Genomic DNA, 778 nt, shown 5'->3' with positions numbered 1-778 from the left:
GGAGCAGAGGTGAAGGCGATGGCTGCCAAGCACGACTTGCCCCATTACCGGATCTTCCTTGACGAGTCGGTGAAGCCCAACCAAGTCATCATCTTGAGCCGCAACCACGAGACGCTGATGGAGCAGGCGGAGAAGGCTGGCAAGGTGAAATGGATCGAGCAAGTGCTTCAGATGAAGCTGCACTGAGTTAGCAGCCATCGTTGCTGGTGTGACGCAAAAAAAGGCCCTCGTGCTTCGCAAGCCGAGGGCCTTTGCATTGATGTCAGGGCATGAAGGACGCCTGGGGGGGTGATCGTCTATCGGGGTACAAGTGGTTTTCGGAAGATTTCACTTTCAGTGTCAGAAGCGGAGCAGTGCATCGTCTATCGCGGAACATTGAACTACGGGGGAAGCCTTGTGGGGCAAGGATTTCCGCGAGGAAGTGGTTTTTCCCGGGAAGGTGCTGCCAGGTTGACGGCACGTCGATCCATCGTCTATCGCGGTACAAGTGGCGAGTTGTCCACAGAAATCGGGCAAGGATCGTCTATCGCGGGCCGATTCATCGTCTATCGCGGTACGGTTGCGTCGTCTATCGCGGCACGCCTGGATCGTCTATCGCGGTACAGGCCGAACTGAAAAATCCTTGTAAATCAATGCGTTACAGCGGCTGTCCACAGGCCTAACACGCGCGCGCGACTTAACTCTTTTTCTTTAACGGTTTTAACGCCGCCGAAGGGGGGTGCCCCCCCTTCTCGATCCCACCCGGCCGCTGCGCGGCCTCCCATCCCCCCAGGGGGCT

Annotated in this window: 1 pseudogene; it reads left to right on the top strand. The window is 57.5% G+C overall.

Annotated elements, in window-relative coordinates:
• Positions 1 to 186: pseudogene (locus tag I73_RS33165) on the top strand (Replication initiator protein A); the annotation flags it as partial.
• Between the last annotated feature and the right edge of the window lie 592 nt (positions 187 to 778).

The sequence above is a fragment of the Ideonella sp. B508-1 genome (genome assembly GCF_000333615.1).
Classification (GTDB): Bacteria; Pseudomonadota; Gammaproteobacteria; order Burkholderiales; family Burkholderiaceae_C; genus Ideonella.
This window is presented reverse-complemented; position numbering and strand designations above follow the sequence as displayed.